The following is a 19,115-nucleotide window of genomic DNA, read 5'->3' as shown; positions in this document are numbered from 1 at the left end:
GACGTGCTGCGTACAGCATGAAGCGACGTTAGCCTGTCTTGTACGCAGCCAATAACTTCTATTTCACGCTGTCAGCCTCGACTGTCTTGAGTATGTTCAACAGAGCATGAGCGACGCCATCTTCTGCATTAGTCAGAGTCACTTCGGAGCAGACGGCCTTGATGTCGTCTTTTGCATTGCCCATGGCAATGCCTGTTCCTGCCATCGTCAGCATGGAGATATCGTTGTAGCTGTCCCCAATCGCTACGGCTTCCTGCATGGGAATGCTCAGATGATTCGCCAGATAACGCAATGCATTACCTTTAGACGCATCCCTATGCTCGACTTCAAAGTTACGGTCTGAAGAGATGACCATGTTCAGGCCCTGAAAACCTCGGTAACGTTCACGGCCCCAATCCAATTTGGCTTGATCAAAGGAGAAACAGAGCACGTTATAAATCTCTACATCCAGTGGAATGTCCTCATATGAAGCGATGCGAGTATGTCCGGTCTGTTCATATTGTTTTTCAGCTGCATGTAATAAAGTATCCAGCGAAATATCCGGGTTGGAGCTCAGCAAGCGGTCCATTTCAACAGCAAGCAGCTGATGTCCGTTTTGTGGAGAATAAATAGCGCGGTCTGTCATGACCTCATAGTAAAAGTCGTTGTCATGCAGCCAGCTCAGCACTTCAAACGTTTCACTGCGGCCCATAGGAGTAGAGGTTAACTGACGACGATGCACATCGTGTACGGTTGCGCCGTTTGCTCCAATGACGGGAGTTACAAGCTCTGCTTCCTCTAGCTTCGTCCAGGCGTCATAAGCAGCTCTACCAGTGGCAATTGTCACCTGAACGCCTTGCTGCTGTGCTTGGCGTATAGCCTCCGCGTTCACTTTGCTTATTTTTCCTTCCTCGTTCAGCAGTGTTCCATCCATATCAATCGCAAACAGTTTCATTTCTCCCCAGCTCCTGTCTTTCGATATCTCTGTGATAAATCTTGAGTTCTAGCTAATCGGTTTCGTATTTTATGAGGGTACAACAACTTCCACATCATAATGTTGCAAAATTTCCAGCATCGCTGGTTCTGGCAATCTGTCGGTGATCACGATATTAACTTCAGACAGATCGGCAAAACGATATGGAAAATTGATTCCGAATTTCGAATGGTCCGCAAGGACGATCACCTGATCTGCCTGTTTCATCATTTGATGCTTCAACATACCGTCTTCTTCATGAATCAGGCTTAGTCCGTGGGCAGATATACCACCAATCCCGATAAAGGCTTTGTCTGCAAAATAGTGAGACAAAGTGGCGATCACGGAGGAGCCATATACATATCGGTGTTCTTTTTGCAGGCGGCCTCCCAGCAGATGAATGGAGACACCGTCTTTTCCAGATAGCACGTCAGCCTGATTGATTGAATTGGTGATGACCGAACATTCCTGCACATTCAGTCTTTCTGCACACGCCTGTACGGTGGTAGAGGAATCCAATATAATACGATCCTTATCTCGTACCATGCTGGCAGCCAGCTGTCCGATCACTTGTTTCTCCTCGGATACAGTAAGTAGTCTTTCATTATAATTTCCAATTGGATCGTGATGAAGTGTAGGTAGAAGAGCGCCGCCGCGGGTGCGAATAATTTTTTGATGTTCTTCAAGTTTTACGAGGTCTCGACGGGCCGTATCTCGTGAAACATTAAAAAATTCACAAATATCATCCACCGAAATACGCTTATGAAGCTGTAAGTAATCAACGATTTTTAACATTCGTTCTTCCTGATACATAAAAAGCTCCTCTGATATATAATTATTTCGGTATCTCGTAAGTGATTATAAGTAAATGCAAGCGATATTGCAATCATTTATCACTATTTTCAGGATTTTAGTGATTTTAGATAAGGTATTGTAAGTAAATACGCATTTTTTGTACTTATAAAAACTGCTTTTTTAAAAAAAATAAAAATAAGTATTGCCATTCGTTATTCTATTTGATATACTCTTTCTTGTCGCCAAGTTGGCGTATAATAATAAGGCCCGTTGGTCAAGGGGTTAAGACACCTCCCTTTCACGGAGGTAACAGGGGTTCGAATCCCCTACGGGTCATTGTTGTCTTTATAGACTACATGTTGCATGCTTAAGGGAAATTCCTGAGGTCTGGTCTAATGGCGGACAGCTTGGATGAACAGCATGAGCCATTAGCTCAGTTGGTAGAGCACCTGACTTTTAATCAGGGTGTCGAAGGTTCGAGTCCTTCATGGCTCACCATTTATATTTTGTTATGCGGTCGTGGTGGAATGGCAGACACGCTATCTTGAGGGGGTAGTGAGCGTACGCTCGTGGAGGTTCGAGTCCTCTCGACCGCATCAATGGAATAAACGGAAAAGTCTCTCGCGGTAGAGGCTTTTTTTATTTGTGTAGTGATGTAATAAAGTAATGATTATGATGAAATAATGATTCCATAGTATAATATAATGCCATAATGTTATAGAATGATAAGTATAAACTTATGAAGTGACGGTGAAAAATATGGACACTCAACTGTTAGGAAATATATCAGAAAATATTTTGGGCTTGTTTCCGATTGTGAAGAAGAAATTTTTCACCTACGGTCCGCTCGATTTCCCATTACACTTGTCGCCTAATAACTTTCAAGTGCTCATGCTTCTGCGTGAAGTGCGTTCGTCTACAGTATCCGATTTGTCCAAACAACTTAATGTCTCACGTCCAAACATGACTCCTCTTCTGGATAAGTTGGTGGAGCATGGGTTGGCTGACCGCCAATCGTGTGATTCGGATCGCAGAGTCGTGAATGTGGCGATTACACAGGAAGGCGATGCTTTTTGTGAACAGGTATTTCATACCTTCTCCAATAAAATTCAAGAAAGACTGGTGTATTTGCCAGAAGAAGATTTATTGCATCTGAGTGAAACTTTGAATGAATTGAAGCATATCTTACTTAAAATCGACAACTCTGCTACGTGATTGGCGTAAGTGAACTGGCTTAAAGACCGCCCTTTCTTCGGAAAACAGGCGGTTTTTGTTGCGTGTTGTGGTATAATGGAAACCAACATACATAATTCGGTAATTTTAGCATACGTGATCTTTGAAATGGGAACAGAGAACATGATATCGTTATTTGAGAGCCTGCTAGGGAGGAAGGAACTTCTATGCAATCTATTTACCATCGCATTGAGGAACTCATCAAGGAACGGGGAATGACGAAAAAGGCGTTCTGCCAGCAGTTAGGCATTAGTACAGGGAACTTCGGGGATTGGAAAAGAGGAAAAACGACGCCGGGCACGAATAAACTCATTGAAATTGCTTCGTTTTTTGATGCCAGTCTGGATTGGATCATGCTGGGTCGAGATGTACAGGGTGAGGTGCTAAAGGAGTCGCAAGACCCTTATTTTTTTGGCGCTTCAGGGCAACTGAATTGCCAGGGGGAACCGCTTAGTGAGGCGGAAAGAAATTTTATACTTGAGTATATTGAATTTACCCGCTTTCGTAAAGAGAAAAACCAGCGCAATTCTACTATGGGGTAATGGTTGCTTAGGATTTGATGAGGATTACTAATGAGTAAGGCTTGAAAAATGAAAATTATTTCAGAAAAAGTTACTGTGTCGGAGGGGAAACATTTTGGGAGATCAAACTATTTATCAGCGGATTGAAGCTTTGATTAAGGATCGCGGAATGACCAAGAAGGCATTTTGTGAAAAACTTAAAATCAGTTCAGGGAATCTCGGTGATTGGAGAAGGGGGAAAACAACGCCGGGTACCACCCATTTGATTCAGATTTCGGACTTTTTTAATGTATCGCTCGATTGGTTAATGAAAGGGATTAAGCCAGGAGAAGGCGTGCTTCAGGAGCAGAAGGCTGCTTATTTTTTTGGAGTGATGGGGCCACTGAATTGCCAGGCAGAAGATCTTGAGACGGAAGAACAGAATTTTATTTTAGAATATGTTGAATTTGCAAAATACCGTAAGCAAAAAAGTGAGAAGGATAAAACAAAGCCGGAATAATTTTTTGGCTAAAGATCGTCTGGGTTGAAGACCCGTAAACGAACGAGTGGGGTTCGCTTTACGGGTCTATTTGGTTTCTTGGTGATATGGAATGACCTATATGTAACTGGAAAGCTTGTTAGGTTTAGAGTGCGGTGCCTCCTTATAATCGTTATCGTCGATGTTCAGAATTGCAGCAACTTGTTTTCTGTACCTTTGTGCTTTGCGGGTGCCATGAATCAGATTGGACAAGCGTGAAGGCGGAATATTGTGTGTCTCACAAAATGTTTTCTGATCCAGTCGAAGTTCGACAAGCCGTTGTTTGATGGCCCACCCGAAGGAGGTGACAGGCATTTTGTTATTCAAGAGAAATCGCCCCTTACGGATTCTTGCGGAATAATTGGTGTGTTATAATAATCATCAGTAAACATGTTAGAATTAACCATCTGACACTATGATACACTTTTATACGTGTTTTTACAATCGTAAATGCGTCATTTTGTTGAATTGATTACTTAATTAAGTGCTAGGTGGTTCTGATAATCCGTCTAGAGTCTGCTAATGGTGTGAATTGCGATTATATGTGGATAAAAAACACTCTGCCACCTGAGGAAAGGGACAGAGTGTTTTTGGTGTTGTGACCACATTGGCGAAGCGACGCATCAGGGGGATGCTGGAAGGCGTTTGAATAGACCTGAGGAGGAAAACAGTCTAGGTTCATCCAATTGGTTATTATGGCTCATATAAAGAGGTAGAGTGATGTAGGAGCTGGACCAATGTCTGTGAAGAAAGCGACGCTGAGATGCAGTTGGCTCAGGTTGGTTAAGCTTCTTCCAGGCAGAGAGGAGCTCGCTTGTCATACGCTCCATAAGAGGGTTCTTTTCCTCATAAGGAGGATTGAGTAGTTTGAAGGCATCTTCCACACAGAAGGACACCGCTGCGCTAAGATAGCCGTGAACGGTCTGTTCTACATCGTTTCCGAGGAGGAAGTTAATCCAGGTGTGAACGGTAGCGAGTGTGCCAATCGCATTGTATTGAATGAGTATGGATTCCAACTGGTCAAATTCAAGCCAAGGATAAAGAGCCTTAGCGAGCTTGAGTAGACGCTGACCGGATAGACGAAACTCCTTCACATGCTGCCAGGAGGGACGTTGGGTATGCAGCATCTTATCAATGAGGGCGATCCGCCAACTGTCATTCTGCTGGATGGCGACATACAGACTTTTGATAGCCATGCCGTCAACGGTTGTAAATTGAGGATACAAATCATCCAGCATGTAATGTTCCAGGTCTTGTAGACTGTTCAAATGTCCGTTACGGGATAGTTTCTCCAGTCCGTTGAAACGGGTGAAGCCACCAACAGGTAGGGAAGGGTCCAACAATAATGCATAGTTCAGCAAGCGGTTGCCTTTATGCAAGGTGGTTCGCCTCCTCGAAGTGAATCCTTATGTTATGTTATTTTACTTTTTACTTGGGGATAACGAAAAATATTCGAAATATATGTAATATATATTTACATTTAAATAGCTTTTGTGTCAAATTAAATATTCTTATCGCTCATATATGTTAGTTAAAATAACATATAAAATAATTATTATATTTTTGTTTACAAATAGTTGATGAGAGAGTATAATAAATCTGTTGCCTCATTACATTATGATTTGCGGTCGTGGTGGAATGGCAGACACGCTATCTTGAGGGGGTAGTGGGCGTACGCCCGTGGAGGTTCGAGTCCTCTCGACCGCATTATATGCAAGACTCAGTTAAAAAAGCATCCTGACACGGTTTACGTGAAGGGATGCTTTTTTTGTTAAGCATTTTTCGTTATATCCTTTTGCCACAGAACAACGGTAGACAACCGGTCGTTTATTAACTGTGATAAAGAAGGATGTCAGTTTTGCTGCAAAAGCTTCTCTATATCTCCCGCCAGCTTATCTGGAGTGGTTTGCGGTGCATAGCGCTTAAATACGTTACCTTCTCGTGTAATTAAGAATTTAGTAAAATTCCATTTGATCGCTTTGGACCCTAATACCCCCGGAGCAGTTTGGGTCAGGTAACGAAATAAGGGGTGCGCTTGATCGCCATTGACATCTGTCTTGGCGAACATCGGAAAGGTAACACCATAATTGATCTGGCAAAACTCGGAAATTTCCTCGCTGGAACCTGGCTCTTGTTTGGCAAATTGGTTGCTGGGAAATCCCAAAATTTCGAGCCCCTGTTCATGGTACTGGTCATATAGCTCTTGTAGCGCTTTGTATTGGGGGGTTAACCCACATTTGCTGGCAGTGTTCACGATAAGCAGAACGTTCCCTTCATATGTGGATAACGGAATTTGTTTCCCTTGCAGGGTGTGTGCATCATATTCATAAACGGTCATAGTATCTCTCCTTATTCAATATTCAGCAATTAAATTGTAAGCAATTAAAAGCAAGGTTGCAAGTTTGGAAAAGCTATATCAAGCCTTTAGCCGCTGTAAAATCGTATTTTGTTCAAAACAGTAAATCGCACCGCAAATGGAGCGAATTAAGGTGTTTCTTCTTATAAAAGCGGGTTCAATCGGTGTTTAGCTGGTACATATAGCGTATTTTCTTCTCTTTTTACAAAAAAAGGCCAAAAACGCTCTACCCTACGCCAATATTGACATGCTTGTCATTTTCGAAAAGGGATGAAAAACAGAGATTGAAGGAGCTGTGAGAAGCATAGTTGCATTGTAAGCGCTATTATTAATATCCTAGGCTCTAAAGGCCGATTTATAACCCCGCAGTTGAGCTTTACAGTCTTCCATGCGCGGGTGTATGATTCAAGACGTAATTTCAAATTAACTTGAATGAAGCAACAACGAAATGTCTATAGCGCTGAATTTTGCAGTTGCAAAAGCGGGGGAACCAATCGAGATTGTACGGCTTCGGAAGCCGTGTGTCTCATGGGGTGAATTTTCAGGTCAAGTGCCAGAAATAGGGCGACTCTCACGTCCGAATCCGACAGCTAACCTCGTAAGCGTACAGGGAGAGGCAACAAACCGCCGTGTGCAGCCATGGTTTATTTTATCATGGATATGTAAGAAGCCGGAGGAAAGCCTTTTTCCTTCGGCTTCTTTTTGTTGTCTTTTTATACCGGGAGAGGAGCTACTGATGGAAGGTCGGTTAATTATTGTCACTGCACCGAATGAAGCGGGCAGAAGTTTTGTGAAATTGCTTATTTTCAAAAAATTGGCGTTTGCAGTTCTCACGAATAGCGCCCAGGAGGAACGACAGCTCAAAAAAATGGGTGTGGAGCACATTGTCCGCATCAATACCATGCAAGCGGGAAAATGGAATTTTCCAAAAAAAGAAATTGGTAGTGTGTATTTGTTCGAGAACAGCTTGAATCTGACGTGCCGTTTCCTGCAAATATGTCGGCCGCTAACATCGGAATCGATCTATGTTATTACGCACGGCTGTAATCCACAAGGAATTTATCGGGGATTGGGAGCGGATCATGTGATCTACACATTGAACGGAGAGGTGGGTTTTCTGCTGAACGGATAAGCACTTATAACATAGTTGTTTTATGATTTTATGATCAAATAAGAATGGCGATCTGAGGACCGATACGGAGGGTATAAACATGATGGATATATACATGCTGCTCGTCATGGCTGTGAGTTATGGAGTGATACTGCTGTTTGTACGCTGGTGTGATGCGCAGACCTCTAAAGGAGGACGAAGAGGATGATCGTTATACTTGGGCTTACGGCTATTGTGTTTATGTATTTAATCTACGCACTCCTGAACCCTGAAAAGTTCTAGTCAGCTATAGGGGATAGAGCGGGCGGGAACAACAGATCTGAATATTAAGCATCATAGGTAGCGGGTTTTCGCAAACGTGTGCACACAATTGGTGCTCTGGAAGCAGGTCTGTTGTTCCAAACGCAGGAGCATTTTGAAGGAGGAATAAAGGATGGAGCTGCTTCAAATTGGAATTGTGATCGTCATATTGCTGCTCTTGGTAAAGCCAGTGGGCACCTATATGTATCATGTATTCTCGAATGAACCCAATCGGACGGATCGGATTTTTGGCGGAACAGAAAAGCTGATTTATAAGATAGTAGGATTGAAGAAGCTAGAAAGCATGCGTTGGACTACGTATGTTATGAGTTTCATTGCAACGAATGTCGTGCTTGTGGCGATCAGCTACTTGCTGTTGCGTTTACAGGGAATGCTTCCCGGTAATCCGGCGGGAAACAGTAATATGGAAGCATCACTAGCTTTTAATACGGTAATCAGCTTTATGACGAATACGAATCTCCAACATTATAGCGGAGAAAGCGGGCTTACGTATCTGACACAGATGGCGTTCGTCACGATGATGATGTTCACTTCGGCTGCTTCCGGTTTTGCGGTTGCTGCGGCTTTTATGAGAGGATTGACGCGGCGGGGTGAAGGGATGGGCAATTTCTTTCAAGATTTTATTAAAGCCATTATAAGGATTTTCCTGCCGTTGGCCTTTGTGCTTACGCTGGTGCTGGTTGGATTGAAGGTACCACAGACGCTACAGCCTACGGCGGATCTTACGACGCTGAGCGGAACACAGCAGCAGATTTCTATGGGACCCATTGCTTCTCTGGAGTCCATCAAGCATTTGGGGACAAACGGGGGCGGTTATGCGGGAGCTAACTCTGCGCATCCTTTTGAAAATCCAAGTCCTTGGACGAACGTGCTGGAAATTTTGGCAATGTGGGTAATGCCGGCTTCGTTGCCGTATACCTTTGGATTGTTTGCCCGTAATCGTAAACAGGGCTGGATTATTTTTAGCTCCATGATGGTATTGTTTCTAATTTTTCTATCCATTACGTATGTGTCTGAAAAGACAGGTAATCCGTTAATCCAGACACTGGGTGTGGATGCTTCTCAAGGAAGCATGGAAGGGAAAGAGGTTCGTTTCGGCATTGGACAATCGGCTTTATTCACTGCGGTCACAACAGCGGCAACGACAGGTTCGGTCAATAATATGCATGATACACTAACCCCACTGGGTGGTATGGCTGCTTTGGGAGAAATGATGCTAAACGTCATTTTTGGCGGCAAGGGTGTCGGGCTGATGAATATGCTGATGTATGCGATTCTGGGTGTGTTTATATGCGGACTGATGGTCGGGAGAACTCCGGAATTTATGGGAAGGAAGATTGAAGGCAAGGAAATGAAGCTGATCGCGATTGCCATTTTGGTACATCCGTTTCTTATTCTCGCCCCAACTGCACTTGCATTTATGAGTCATTGGGGATACGATGCGGTCACTAACCCTGGCTATCACGGGTTGACTCAGGTGCTCTATGAATATGCGTCATCTGCCGCAAATAACGGTTCGGGATTTGAAGGTCTTTCGGATAACAACGTATTCTGGAATATGACAACGGGGGTGGTTATGTTCTTCGGACGATATGTATCTATGATTGCATTGTTGGCTGTGGCGGCTTCGTTGAATGCCAAAGCACCGACTCCGGTGACGACGGGGACACTGCGCACGGACAACAAGTTATTTGGAGCTATTCTGATCGGGGTCGTGCTGCTGATTGGTGCGTTGACCTTTTTACCCGTCATCGTATTGGGACCTGTTGCTGAATTTTTGACCATGTGAAGAAGAAAATGAGAATGGATGAACGGGGTGTTTGATCATGAAGGAACAGCGCAAACACATGCTGGACAGAAGCATCTTGAAGCATGCGATCAAGGATAGCTTTATAAAATTAAATCCGATGATTATGATGAAAAATCCTGTCATGTTCGTCGTGGAGATCGGTACATTGGTCGTGCTGCTAATGTTACTGTTTCCCGGTTATTTTGGAACTGGCAAGGAATTGGGCTTTAACCTGGCCGTGTTTGTTATTCTGTTGTTTACGTTGCTTTTTGCTAATTTTGCCGAAGCGCTCGCGGAGGGGCGGGGTAAGGCACAAGCTGCCTCTTTAAAAAAATCCAAGCAGGAAACGCAAGCTAACAAGCTCATCGGAAATGACATTCAGGTGGTTAGCTCAACCGAATTGCGTAAGGGGGACGTGGTTATTGTCTCCCAGGGCGAAATGATCCCAAGCGATGGTGAGGTCATTGAAGGCCTGGCTTCGGTGGATGAATCTGCAATTACGGGCGAATCGGCTCCGGTCATCAAGGAATCGGGTGGTGACTTTTGCTCGGTAACCGGCGGGACGCGAGTGGTCAGTGACCGGATTAAGGTGCGGATTACGACAGAGCCGGGCGAGACATTTATTGATAAAATGATTTCGCTCGTGGAAGGCGCACAGCGGCAAAAAACGCCGAATGAGATTGCACTGAACACTTTGCTGATTAGCTTAACGATTATTTTTCTAATTGTAGTGGTTACGCTAGCGCCGATTGCCCGTCATTTTAATATTGATTTGCCTGTTCCTGTGCTGATTTCGTTGCTAGTCTGTCTGATTCCAACCACGATTGGAGGACTGCTGTCAGCCATCGGGATTGCCGGTATGGACCGGGTCACCCAGTTTAACGTGTTGGCCATGTCAGGCAAGGCGGTAGAAGCTTCTGGGGATATCAACACGATGATTCTGGATAAAACAGGTACAATCACCTTCGGGAACCGAATGGCGAGTGAATTCGTGCCTGTAGAGGGCGTGGAGAAGGCAGAGTTAGTGAAGTGGGCAGCGATTAGCTCTATGAAGGATGAGACGCCAGAGGGGCGCTCAGTTCTCGAATTGATGCGCAAACAGGAGCATACGTTGGATGCATCCTTGGCAGCAGGTGGAACTTTTATCGAATTCAAGGCGGAGACCCGGATGAGTGGTCTGGATCTGGCCGATGGACGAAAGGTACGCAAGGGCGCGGTGGATTCTGTTCGGCAATGGATCGTATCGCAAAACGGCAGTGTTCCAGCCGATCTGGAGGAAAAAGCGAATCAGGTAGCCTCTGAAGGAGGTACACCGCTGGCAGTCGCGCTGGATGATCAGATATACGGCATTATTTATCTGAAGGATACAGTGAAGCCAGGCATGAAGGAACGGTTTGATCAGCTCCGGGAAATGGGTATCCGTACGATCATGTGTACCGGAGATAATCCACTGACAGCAGCTACAATTGCACGAGAAGCGGGTGTGGACGACTTTGTAGCTGAGAGCAAGCCGGAGGACAAAATAGCGGTTATCCGACGTGAGCAGGAACAGGGTAAGCTGGTTGCTATGACCGGAGACGGCACCAATGATGCACCTGCGCTGGCGCAAGCGGATGTCGGTCTTGCCATGAATAGCGGCACAGTCGCGGCCAAAGAAGCGGCTAATATGGTGGACTTGGATTCCGACCCGTCTAAAATTATTGAGGTGGTCGCGATCGGCAAGCAGCTGCTTATGACGCGTGGAGCATTGACAACGTTCAGCATTGCGAACGATGTTGCCAAATATTTTGCCATCATCCCGGCGATGTTCATGCTGGCCATTCCACAAATGGGCGCTTTGAACGTCATGGGGCTTGGCTCCCCGCTGTCCGCTATTTTGTCGGCGCTGATCTTTAACGCGGTTATTATTCCGCTTCTGATTCCGCTGGCCATGAAGGGCGTGAAGTATAAGCCGATGAGCTCGGATCGCCTGCTGGGACGGAATTTGCTGATTTACGGTCTGGGCGGTATGGTCGTACCGTTTGTTGGCATTAAGGCCATTGATTTGTTGGTGCATTTGTGGATTTAGCGCAGAAAGGGTGAGCGACATGAGTGGTTTTTATCGGATGATGTCTGGACGCAGATTTGCTGCGCACGAAAAAGCCGAATCTGGCGGGCAAGGTCATAACAAACGTACAGGGACCGGGACAGTGTCGGAAGGACAACCGGAGAGACAAGAGATGCGAGGAAGTACAGTTATTGGAGTGGCTTTACGAACTTCAGTGCTGATGATTCTCTTGTGCGGTTTGGCATATCCGCTAGTCAGTACAGGAGTAGCACAGGTTCTGTTTCCACAGCAAGCAAACGGCAGTATGCTTCGTGACGCGGAGGGGCGGGTGGTCGGCTCCGAACTGATTGGGCAGTCCTTTGCCGATTCGGCGTTTTTTCAAGGTCGGGTATCGAGCGTTGATTACAATGGGGCTGGTTCAGGCTCAAGTAACTACGCGCCATCGAATCCAGCCTTGATACAGCGAGTCAAGGACTCTATTGCGGATTGGCAGAAGCATAACCCGGATGTACCCGTCAGTCAGGTTCCGGTGGACCTGATTACGAACTCCGGCTCCGGTCTGGACCCGCACATCTCGCCACAGGCGGCACGGGTGCAAATTCCGCGCATTAGTGGCTTGACGGGTATCCCGCAGGATCGACTGAGAGCACTGGTGCAGGAGCAGACAGAAGGCCGCAGCGCAGGGGTGTTCGGCGAGCCGCGTGTGAACGTGCTCAAGCTGAATCTCGCGCTTAAGGCGCAAATGAAGGTAGAGCCTGCCAAGCGTTGAGAATATAATAAATTGATTTGTCTGATAATTAAGTTAAAATAGTACTCATATATGATCAAGGAGGCGGTCCAAATGGTAACGATGAATAAGCGGACAGACTATAGAAGGACAGCGCCTACTCGTCCATAAACTGCGTGGTTTCTTCTTGATGAGGGTAACCAATAATATGCAAGATTATAAATTTTTTAAAATGAATGATTTTTCAGATCATCAGATTGCTCGAATACGAATGTTGGAACAACTATGCAAGAATTTCGACGGATCAAGTTTAAGAGTGGGCATAGAAAGCCTTAAAGAAAACGGTGGAGATAAAGCGATCCTTTGCCAATTGGGCAACCAGTTGATTGGCTATCTCAGTTGGTATACATCAGATGAAATCGAAGCTAATATTAACGCTATGGTTCATCCTAATTATCGGCGCCAGGGTGTATTCCGCACCTTAATGTACAATGCTGCAGCTGAGATACAATTACAAGGCATCAAAGCATGTCGCATCAGAATCCCGTCCAATTCAATACCTGGAATAGATTGTGTGAAGCACTTGGGGGCCAACTTTAGTACGTCTGAATTCTCCATGAATTTAAATCGGTTCCAATCTGATAGGTTACATCAATCCGGCTTAGTTTTGCGGCTAGAAGAAGATCGGGATTTTGATTTTATGGTTGAATGTTCATCGCAAGCTTTTGGTGACTCCGAGTCTTGGACAAAGAACTATTTTAAGCATACGAGAGAACCAGAACGTGTAACTTACCTCGCTGTAGATAGACTGACACCGGTCGGAATGATTCGAGTCAATCATGTTCATATGGATACAGCTGTTATTCATGATTTCTGTGTACATCCATTATACCAAGGCAAAGGGTATGGCCGTGAAATTCTTGCTTGTTTGGTGAAAATTTTGCTTGCCAAGCAGTACACTAAGATTCGACTAGGAGTAGTTACGCAAAATGAGCGTGCCTTGAACCTCTATCGGTCAATAGGGTTTGAGATTTCTGCCGAGTCTCATTATTATGTGAGTGCTATACAAAATTTAATTTATACAGGACAAATAAAAAAGGGTGAACAAAAAAAGGTATCTCGCTGCCATTGGGGCAAGTGAGATACCTTTTTAATATATTCATATTTGGCTACCGATTAACCTGAAATCGTTTGGATGATGAGCACTACATTCAAGATGATAATGACAGCGGTCACGATCCAGGTTAATACTTTTTGCCACATTTTATTTGCGAATTCACCCATAATTTTTTTGTCGCTGGTAAAGAGAAGTAATGGAATGATAGCAAAGGGAAGCTGGATGGACAGGATGACCTGGCTCAGCACAAGCAGTTCCTCCGCACCTTTTTCCCCTGCGATGGCAGTGACGATGACCGCTGGAATGATCGCGATGAGGCGGGTCACCAGACGACGCAACCAAGGTGAAAGACGAAGATTGAGAAAGCCCTCCATCACGATTTGTCCAGCTAAAGTGCCTGTAACGGTTGAATTTTGACCTGAGGCGAGTAACGCCACCCCAAATAGTATACTCGCCAGTGTGGTTCCTAGTAGTGGCGAAAGCAGATAATAGGCATCACTAATTTCGGCTACATCTGTTCTTCCTGCCGTATGGAATACAGCAGCTGCCACGATCAAGATGGCGGCATTAATAAATAAAGCGAACATCAACGCTATACTGGAATCCCAAGTTGCAAATGTAATAGCTTCCCGTTTACCTGCTGAAGTCTGCTCAAATTTGCGAGTTTGTACAATAGAAGAATGCAGATACAGGTTATGCGGCATTACCGTAGCGCCCATAATACCGATGGCAATGTACAGCATGCTTGGATTCGTCAAAATTTGCGAGTCTGGTACAAAGCCGCCCAATACGCCGCCCCATTCCGGTTGTGCCAAAAGGAGATTAATGCCAAAACAGCCGGCAATCGTCGCCATCAGCACAATGACAAGTGTTTCCAATGCCCGAAAACCTTTGTTTTGCAGCAGTAAAATGAGCATAACATCAAATGCTGTAATGATAACTCCGTATAGTAACGGTAGACCGAACAGCAGCTTCAGCGCAATGGCTGAACCGATGACCTCTGCCAAATCCATGGCTGCAATGGCAATTTCACACAATAGCCATAAGCCGATCGCGACAGGACGACTATAGGCATCACGGCACATTTGAGCTAAATCTTTACCTGTGGCGATGCCAAGCTTGCCAGATAAGGCTTGTAACAGGATGGCCATCAGGTTGGAGATTAGAATGACACTAAGCAGCGTGTAGCCGAATTTCGATCCGCCGGCGATGTCTGTGGCCCAGTTGCCGGGGTCCATATAGCCGACTGCGACCATATAGCCGGGTCCAGCAAAGGCAAGAAACTTCCGAAACCAGGTCCCGTCTTTCGGGACGCTCAAGGAACGATTCACTTCCGACAGTGAAGCGATTTCCGCGAAGTTGCCCTTTGTATTTTTCATACGCTTCACCTTCTTTATTGATGTTGAAATATATTATTAGTGACATAACGATTGTGTTATCCCTATTGTACACCCACAATAGTTTTTGTCTAGTGCAACTTTTGTGTGGTCAAGCAAGTTAATCGTATTTTTGAAGCAATATAGCCATCGTATAAAGCTGAACAATAGAAAAACCAAGCTATATCACTCTGAGGGGAGCAGCTTGGTCGTTTTGGATTTTTTTAAAATTACATCTTTTAAATATTGCGGGAGAGCCGTGCAGCCAGTTCCTCAATTTCTTCCGAGGATAGTCCTGGGGAGAACATTTCTGGCTTTTCCTCCAAATCGGGGATGGAAGCTCCTTCGGGAGGACCGTCTTTAACATACAAAGGTTGTCCATCTTCCGGGTGAACGCCGTTCCATATTTTATCAATTTCCTTGTAGTCATTCGGACTGAAACGATAAATAGCCCGGTGCAATCCTTTTTCTTTGAATTTACGCGTTTCAGGTGGAATTAAACGGTAAATAAATCAGTTAACTTCCATGTTTTAAATGATTCATTTTGTGTAGTTCGTTTAAAGTACATACGAGAAGGAAATCATGTATTAACATGACGATAGATTCCTGCGGAATGCAAATAATATAGAGAAGGAGAGATGAAATCATGGAAGCATTATACACAGCATCAGCAACGGTACATGGTGGAAGAGACGGTTCAGTCGCTTCATCTGATGGGGTTTTGAAGCATAAGCTCAGTACGCCGAAGGAACTGGGTGGCGCAGGTGGAGAAGCTACGAATCCGGAGCAATTGTTTGCGGCAGGTTATGGTGCCTGCTATGAGAGCGCATTGGCTAACGTGGCCCGAAAGGCTAAGGTGAAGGTGGATAATGTTGAGGTCACCAGCCACGTATCTATCGGCAAGGACCCAAGCGATGGCGGCTTCCAGCTGGCGGTACGTCTGGATGTGAAAATACCTGGTATTGAACGCGCCCAGGCCGAAGATTTGGCACGCCAAGCACATGATTTTTGTCCATACTCCAAAGCAACACGCGGTAACATTGATGTCGAGCTCAATGTCATTTGACTGCATTTCTATAACTTTTACACTCTGGCCGCCGATTTATTGGCGGCTTTTGCACATAGATCTTGATTAGCTGAGATTCGCGACCATTTGACATCATCGCCAAAATTCATTAAGATGGCTTAGGTGATTCTGGTCATCAGGTACGAAACAAATTTGAAAAATACGGGTGATATGATGTCTTACAGACCGAATATTGTTAATTTCACGCTGGCTGGCAGCAACGAAAAAGAAGGGCTTTATGAGTTTAAAATGAGTTTGGCCGATGGAACGGAGTGCCGCGTTTTTTCTCAACGTAATCCGGAGTGGACCTTGACGAATATTAGTCGACTGCTAACGACGCCTTGCCCGGTATGCCATAAGGATTTTATCTGCAAGTGTATGGATAAGTTCCATGAGGAGTTTTTAGAGCAAATTAATACGAAACAGCTGTTTGAGAAAGCATTGAGCTAGTTTTTCGAACAGGTAAAGACTATACATTTCTAAACAAGCGTCGGATACTTTCGGCGTTTTTTTGTTTATATTCATATGGTTGCGTTGCTGGTATTCATGCCGTTGATTTCTCTGGAGGTGAAATGCATTTATGAACCAGTCTGATCATGCCCATTCAGATCATTCCATTGTGTTGGTGGATGGGGTATGCCACTTTTGTCAGGGAGCGGCCCGCTTTATTATCAAGCGTGACCCTAAGGGAACATTTCATTTTGGTTCCCTGCAATCTGAGGCAGGACAAGAACTATTACGTGCAGGAGGACTATCTACAGATCAGTTGGATACGTTCGTGCTGATTGAAGACGGTACGTATTATACAAGGTCAACCGCAGCTTTGCGAATTGCCAAACGTCTTCGTTTTCCATATCCGCTGGCCTATGTGTTCATCCTGGTTCCCCGCTTTGTGCGCAATGCAGTCTATAACTGGGTGGCGCGTAACCGATATCGTTGGTTTGGCAAGGATGAAGAGGATCAATGTCAGATCCCCCCACCAGAAATTAGACAACGATTTTTTTAGAGGTTGTTCAAAAAGTCGTCTTTCCATAACGAAGCTATTCAAGAAGCGGATTCGACGTCGAATCTTGAATTCAGCCGGGCCTTCCGTTGCTCACGTAGATCTGTCTACGCTCCGCTACTCAGTCCCTAGCTTCATCCAACCTTCTCGGTCCCGAAAAGCCGACTTTTTGAACACGCACTTTTAGTTGCTTTTTTTTTAAGTTTCTTTTTTGGAGCGATGTCTACGAATTAGTAAGATCACAGCGATCACGATCAGTATCAGGCTCGTAACAGCTACATACACGATATGTCGTACATTGGGTACGTTAACAGACAATTTTAGCTCGTTAGATTCCAAAGGAGCAATGTCCCAATATAGTGTTTTTCCGTCTTCCGACACACGGTCCGCATTATTGGTAGCAGGTTGGATGGGTAAGGATAGGCTGAAGTTAAGATCCAGCTGCCGCTCCAGTAATTTGCGCGCAAACACATTCATTTGCTCAAATTTGTCACTCAGTCCTTGAGCTTCTTTAGGAAGCATCCGTGGTATATCGAGCTTCATGGTAAGATCAATATTCGTTGTGAAAAAATGTTGACTCACAGCACGCTTTATTTCTAATCCCTCAGGTAGATTTAATCCCTGACTGGGATTTTTTTTGTTTGTGCTCCAATCTCCTTGATAATGTCCCTTGATTTGATATCCCTTTCTTCCCTGTTCAGCTAGCGGCTGTACATCTACATTGTTGCTTTGAATACGCTTGACTAATTGATCTAGCAGCCCGGGATTGTCCAACATCATCAGTGTCTGATTGTTTACACTGAACGTTGCATCCATATCTACACTTTGATCGAGATGAACATCTACATGGATGTCACCTCGAGCACAGGAAGTTAGGGCAAGCAGACAGCACACCAGCATAAAAATGAGCAGTATTTTTCGTATCCGAACTTGCCGACGTTTGTTCCGATAAGGGCTGTATCCTGTTGGCTCCATGACCTGCACCTCTTTATATGTATTCTTTGGTTTAACGACTGGATATCTTCTATATATTACACATTGGGAGAACGAAAATCGAACGGTATAACGAAATACATAAGAATTATATTTTATAAAATGTTTCCCTAGGTAAAAACTTTAGTGTATACTCTAAAATATAGTATTGATAAAAAATAATTGAATCAAGGAAATAGTTTGTCCCAAAACGAATATTCAAAGGAGGATTTTAAAACATGAACAAGCAGTTTAAGAAGGCTTTGCCGCGATGGGTAACGACGGTTGGAGTGTTGTCTCTAGCTCTAGTTCTAGCGACTGCATGTACCGATGCTAAGAAGAAGGAGCAGGGAACTGCGAGAGAGGCGGGACAAAAAATAAAGGCTACGGCTACCATCGGTATGATCTCTGACATTGTCGGCAAGGTCGGCGGTGATCATGTGGAGGTCACGGGAATTATGAAGTCAGGCGTTGACCCGCATTTGTACAAGGCTTCTCAGGGAGATATGCGCAAGCTGGATCAGGCCGACGTTATTTTTTATAACGGGTTGCATCTGGAAGGAAAAATGCAGGACATTCTGGAGAAAATCAGCAAGCAAAAACCCGTCATATCCGTGTCCAAAAACATCGCCCAGGATCACTTGCGTGCAGGTAGCCCGGAAATGGGATCTGAGCATGATCCACATATCTGGTTTAACGTACAGAATTGGATGTCTGCGGTAGAAACCGTCAGAGATGAATTGTCGGCGCTAGACGCTGTTCATGCGGAGGAATATAAAGCCAACGCAGAAGCCTATCTCACTGAGCTACGAGAGCTGGACGATTACACGAGAGAGCAGATTGCCAGTATACCGGAAGCCCAACGCGTGCTTGTCACGGCACATGATGCTTTCGGCTATTTCGGAGATGCCTACCACATTCAAGTGAGAGGACTTCAAGGTATGAGCACAGAATCAGAAGCGGGTTCTCAAGATGTGACCAAGCTGCGAGATTATCTGGTCGAACATAAAATCAAGGCTATATTCGTAGAATCTAGTGTTCCGAGAAAGGCTATAGATGCGGTTATTCAGGGGGCCTCTCAGCAAGGTCATATAATTAAGGTCGGTGGCGAGCTGTATTCGGATGCCATGGGTGAAGAGGGCACAGAAGATGGAACATATATTGGAATGGTCAAGCATAACGTCAATACGATTGTTAAAGCTCTTAAATAAG

General features: G+C 44.8%; 21 protein-coding genes, 4 tRNA genes and 1 riboswitch. Of the genes, 17 read left to right on the top strand and 8 right to left on the bottom strand.

Annotation, left to right across the window (positions count from 1 at the left end; genetic code table 11):
- Positions 1–58: 58 nt before the first annotated feature.
- Together BM358_RS04705 and BM358_RS04700 are read right to left on the bottom strand one after the other, a co-directional pair.
- Positions 59–934 (bottom strand): Cof-type HAD-IIB family hydrolase, encoded by an 876-nt coding sequence (locus BM358_RS04705; RefSeq protein ID WP_028543047.1) that lies wholly within the window; start codon positions 932–934, stop codon positions 59–61.
- A gap of 69 nt (positions 935–1,003) precedes the next feature.
- The gene (locus tag BM358_RS04700; RefSeq protein ID WP_028543046.1) at positions 1,004–1,765 is read right to left on the bottom strand and encodes a DeoR/GlpR family DNA-binding transcription regulator; all 762 of its coding nucleotides are present in this window, start codon (positions 1,763–1,765) and stop codon (positions 1,004–1,006) included.
- 246 nt (positions 1,766–2,011) lie between these two features.
- On the opposite strand from BM358_RS04700, the gene BM358_RS04695 reads away from it, so the two are divergent.
- The 6 genes from BM358_RS04695 (at position 2,012) to BM358_RS04670 (ending at position 4,000) form a co-directional block, all read left to right on the top strand.
- A tRNA-Glu gene (locus tag BM358_RS04695) sits at positions 2,012–2,083 on the top strand.
- Between the two features lie 86 nt (positions 2,084–2,169).
- A tRNA-Lys gene (locus tag BM358_RS04690) sits at positions 2,170–2,245 on the top strand.
- Between the two features lie 15 nt (positions 2,246–2,260).
- Positions 2,261–2,343: transfer RNA gene (locus tag BM358_RS04685), tRNA-Leu, on the top strand.
- A 163-nt stretch (positions 2,344–2,506) separates the two neighbouring features.
- Positions 2,507–2,962, top strand: coding sequence for a MarR family winged helix-turn-helix transcriptional regulator (locus tag BM358_RS04680; protein ID WP_023987598.1), 456 nt, complete (start codon positions 2,507–2,509; stop codon positions 2,960–2,962).
- Between the two features lie 185 nt (positions 2,963–3,147).
- Positions 3,148–3,522: a helix-turn-helix domain-containing protein gene (locus tag BM358_RS04675; protein WP_028543045.1), complete on the top strand. Its 375-nt coding sequence runs from the start codon at positions 3,148–3,150 to the stop codon at positions 3,520–3,522.
- A 94-nt stretch (positions 3,523–3,616) separates the two neighbouring features.
- Positions 3,617–4,000: a helix-turn-helix domain-containing protein gene (locus tag BM358_RS04670; protein WP_013309253.1), complete on the top strand. Its 384-nt coding sequence runs from the start codon at positions 3,617–3,619 to the stop codon at positions 3,998–4,000.
- Between the two features lie 96 nt (positions 4,001–4,096).
- Here the strand turns inward: BM358_RS04670 and BM358_RS04665 are convergent, their stop codons facing one another.
- Both BM358_RS04665 and BM358_RS04660 read right to left on the bottom strand, forming a co-directional pair.
- On the bottom strand, positions 4,097–4,345 hold the full coding sequence (locus tag BM358_RS04665) for a hypothetical protein (RefSeq protein ID WP_028543044.1): 249 nt from the start codon (positions 4,343–4,345) through the stop codon (positions 4,097–4,099).
- Between the two features lie 296 nt (positions 4,346–4,641).
- On the bottom strand, positions 4,642–5,379 hold the full coding sequence (locus BM358_RS04660; protein ID WP_028543043.1) for an urease accessory protein UreF: 738 nt from the start codon (positions 5,377–5,379) through the stop codon (positions 4,642–4,644).
- Between the two features lie 263 nt (positions 5,380–5,642).
- On the opposite strand from BM358_RS04660, the gene BM358_RS04655 reads away from it, so the two are divergent.
- Positions 5,643–5,725: transfer RNA gene (locus BM358_RS04655), tRNA-Leu, on the top strand.
- 145 nt (positions 5,726–5,870) lie between these two features.
- Here the strand turns inward: BM358_RS04655 and BM358_RS04650 are convergent.
- On the bottom strand, positions 5,871–6,356 hold the full coding sequence (locus BM358_RS04650) for a glutathione peroxidase (protein WP_023987602.1): 486 nt from the start codon (positions 6,354–6,356) through the stop codon (positions 5,871–5,873).
- A gap of 466 nt (positions 6,357–6,822) precedes the next feature.
- A riboswitch (cyclic di-AMP (ydaO/yuaA leader) is annotated at positions 6,823–6,995 on the top strand.
- A 115-nt stretch (positions 6,996–7,110) separates the two neighbouring features.
- Here BM358_RS04650 and BM358_RS04645 point away from each other — a divergent pair.
- From BM358_RS04645 to BM358_RS04620, 6 genes are all read left to right on the top strand, one after another.
- On the top strand, positions 7,111–7,506 hold the full coding sequence (locus tag BM358_RS04645) for a hypothetical protein (protein ID WP_023987603.1): 396 nt from the start codon (positions 7,111–7,113) through the stop codon (positions 7,504–7,506).
- A gap of 183 nt (positions 7,507–7,689) precedes the next feature.
- Positions 7,690–7,767 carry a potassium-transporting ATPase subunit F gene (locus tag BM358_RS27125; protein ID WP_071559652.1) on the top strand — a complete coding sequence of 26 codons (78 nt, stop codon included), beginning with the start codon at positions 7,690–7,692 and terminating at the stop codon, positions 7,765–7,767.
- 151 nt (positions 7,768–7,918) lie between these two features.
- A complete protein-coding gene (gene kdpA, locus BM358_RS04635; RefSeq protein ID WP_028543042.1) occupies positions 7,919–9,595 on the top strand; it encodes a potassium-transporting ATPase subunit KdpA in 1,677 nt (558 codons plus the stop codon).
- A 37-nt stretch (positions 9,596–9,632) separates the two neighbouring features.
- Complete coding sequence (gene kdpB, locus BM358_RS04630) at positions 9,633–11,663, top strand: potassium-transporting ATPase subunit KdpB (RefSeq protein WP_028543041.1); 2,031 nt, start codon at positions 9,633–9,635, stop codon at positions 11,661–11,663.
- A 19-nt stretch (positions 11,664–11,682) separates the two neighbouring features.
- Positions 11,683–12,411: a potassium-transporting ATPase subunit KdpC gene (gene kdpC, locus BM358_RS04625; RefSeq protein ID WP_028543040.1), complete on the top strand. Its 729-nt coding sequence runs from the start codon at positions 11,683–11,685 to the stop codon at positions 12,409–12,411.
- Positions 12,412–12,577: 166 nt separating this feature from the next.
- Positions 12,578–13,510, top strand: a complete 933-nt coding sequence (locus BM358_RS04620) for a GNAT family N-acetyltransferase (RefSeq protein WP_028543039.1) — start codon at positions 12,578–12,580, stop codon at positions 13,508–13,510.
- 35 nt (positions 13,511–13,545) lie between these two features.
- Here BM358_RS04620 and BM358_RS04615 read toward each other — a convergent pair whose 3' ends face one another.
- Together BM358_RS04615 and BM358_RS04610 are read right to left on the bottom strand one after the other, a co-directional pair.
- Positions 13,546–14,865: an Nramp family divalent metal transporter gene (locus BM358_RS04615; RefSeq protein ID WP_023987609.1), complete on the bottom strand. Its 1,320-nt coding sequence runs from the start codon at positions 14,863–14,865 to the stop codon at positions 13,546–13,548.
- Positions 14,866–15,101: 236 nt separating this feature from the next.
- On the bottom strand, positions 15,102–15,359 hold the full coding sequence (locus BM358_RS04610; RefSeq protein ID WP_256253343.1) for a manganese catalase family protein: 258 nt from the start codon (positions 15,357–15,359) through the stop codon (positions 15,102–15,104).
- Between the two features lie 149 nt (positions 15,360–15,508).
- Here BM358_RS04610 and BM358_RS04605 point away from each other — a divergent pair, with 149 nt between their 5' ends.
- From BM358_RS04605 to BM358_RS04595, 3 genes are all read left to right on the top strand, one after another.
- The gene (locus tag BM358_RS04605; protein WP_013309264.1) at positions 15,509–15,928 is read left to right on the top strand and encodes an organic hydroperoxide resistance protein; all 420 of its coding nucleotides are present in this window, start codon (positions 15,509–15,511) and stop codon (positions 15,926–15,928) included.
- A gap of 123 nt (positions 15,929–16,051) precedes the next feature.
- The gene (locus BM358_RS04600; RefSeq protein WP_025722703.1) at positions 16,052–16,378 is read left to right on the top strand and encodes a hypothetical protein; all 327 of its coding nucleotides are present in this window, start codon (positions 16,052–16,054) and stop codon (positions 16,376–16,378) included.
- Positions 16,379–16,508: 130 nt separating this feature from the next.
- Positions 16,509–16,934 (top strand): thiol-disulfide oxidoreductase DCC family protein, encoded by a 426-nt coding sequence (locus BM358_RS04595; protein ID WP_023987611.1) that lies wholly within the window; start codon positions 16,509–16,511, stop codon positions 16,932–16,934.
- Between the two features lie 195 nt (positions 16,935–17,129).
- On the opposite strand, the gene BM358_RS04590 is transcribed toward BM358_RS04595, so the two are convergent.
- Positions 17,130–17,906, bottom strand: coding sequence for a DUF3153 domain-containing protein (locus BM358_RS04590; RefSeq protein WP_028543037.1), 777 nt, complete (start codon positions 17,904–17,906; stop codon positions 17,130–17,132).
- A gap of 236 nt (positions 17,907–18,142) precedes the next feature.
- Here BM358_RS04590 and BM358_RS04585 point away from each other — a divergent pair, with 236 nt between their 5' ends.
- Entirely contained in the window at positions 18,143–19,114 is a 972-nt protein-coding gene (locus BM358_RS04585) for a metal ABC transporter solute-binding protein, Zn/Mn family (RefSeq protein WP_028543036.1), read from the top strand.
- Position 19,115: the final 1 nt, after the last annotated feature.

This window comes from Paenibacillus sp. cl130, assembly GCF_900116035.1.
GTDB classification, from domain to species: Bacteria; Bacillota; Bacilli; order Paenibacillales; family Paenibacillaceae; genus Paenibacillus; species Paenibacillus polymyxa_B.
The sequence above is the reverse complement of the archived record's forward strand: the minus strand, read 5'-3'. Positions and strand labels throughout refer to the sequence as shown.

What these genes read in the sequence shown, in the direction of transcription:
- BM358_RS04705 (WP_028543047.1), bottom strand. Translation starts at nt 934, where the DNA reads ATGAAACTGTTTGCGATTGATATGGATGGAACACTGCTGAACGAGGAA.
- BM358_RS04700 (WP_028543046.1), bottom strand. Translation starts at nt 1,765, where the DNA reads ATGTATCAGGAAGAACGAATGTTAAAAATCGTTGATTACTTACAGCTT.
- BM358_RS04680 (WP_023987598.1), top strand. Translation starts at nt 2,507, where the DNA reads ATGGACACTCAACTGTTAGGAAATATATCAGAAAATATTTTGGGCTTG.
- BM358_RS04675 (WP_028543045.1), top strand. Translation starts at nt 3,148, where the DNA reads ATGCAATCTATTTACCATCGCATTGAGGAACTCATCAAGGAACGGGGA.
- BM358_RS04650 (WP_023987602.1), bottom strand. Translation starts at nt 6,356, where the DNA reads ATGACCGTTTATGAATATGATGCACACACCCTGCAAGGGAAACAAATT.
- BM358_RS04645 (WP_023987603.1), top strand. Translation starts at nt 7,111, where the DNA reads ATGGAAGGTCGGTTAATTATTGTCACTGCACCGAATGAAGCGGGCAGA.
- BM358_RS27125 (WP_071559652.1), top strand. Translation starts at nt 7,690, where the DNA reads ATGATCGTTATACTTGGGCTTACGGCTATTGTGTTTATGTATTTAATC.
- kdpA (WP_028543042.1), top strand. Translation starts at nt 7,919, where the DNA reads ATGGAGCTGCTTCAAATTGGAATTGTGATCGTCATATTGCTGCTCTTG.
- kdpB (WP_028543041.1), top strand. Translation starts at nt 9,633, where the DNA reads ATGAAGGAACAGCGCAAACACATGCTGGACAGAAGCATCTTGAAGCAT.
- kdpC (WP_028543040.1), top strand. Translation starts at nt 11,683, where the DNA reads ATGAGTGGTTTTTATCGGATGATGTCTGGACGCAGATTTGCTGCGCAC.
- BM358_RS04620 (WP_028543039.1), top strand. Translation starts at nt 12,578, where the DNA reads ATGCAAGATTATAAATTTTTTAAAATGAATGATTTTTCAGATCATCAG.
- BM358_RS04615 (WP_023987609.1), bottom strand. Translation starts at nt 14,865, where the DNA reads ATGAAAAATACAAAGGGCAACTTCGCGGAAATCGCTTCACTGTCGGAA.
- BM358_RS04605 (WP_013309264.1), top strand. Translation starts at nt 15,509, where the DNA reads ATGGAAGCATTATACACAGCATCAGCAACGGTACATGGTGGAAGAGAC.
- BM358_RS04595 (WP_023987611.1), top strand. Translation starts at nt 16,509, where the DNA reads ATGAACCAGTCTGATCATGCCCATTCAGATCATTCCATTGTGTTGGTG.
- BM358_RS04590 (WP_028543037.1), bottom strand. Translation starts at nt 17,906, where the DNA reads ATGGAGCCAACAGGATACAGCCCTTATCGGAACAAACGTCGGCAAGTT.
- BM358_RS04585 (WP_028543036.1), top strand. Translation starts at nt 18,143, where the DNA reads ATGAACAAGCAGTTTAAGAAGGCTTTGCCGCGATGGGTAACGACGGTT.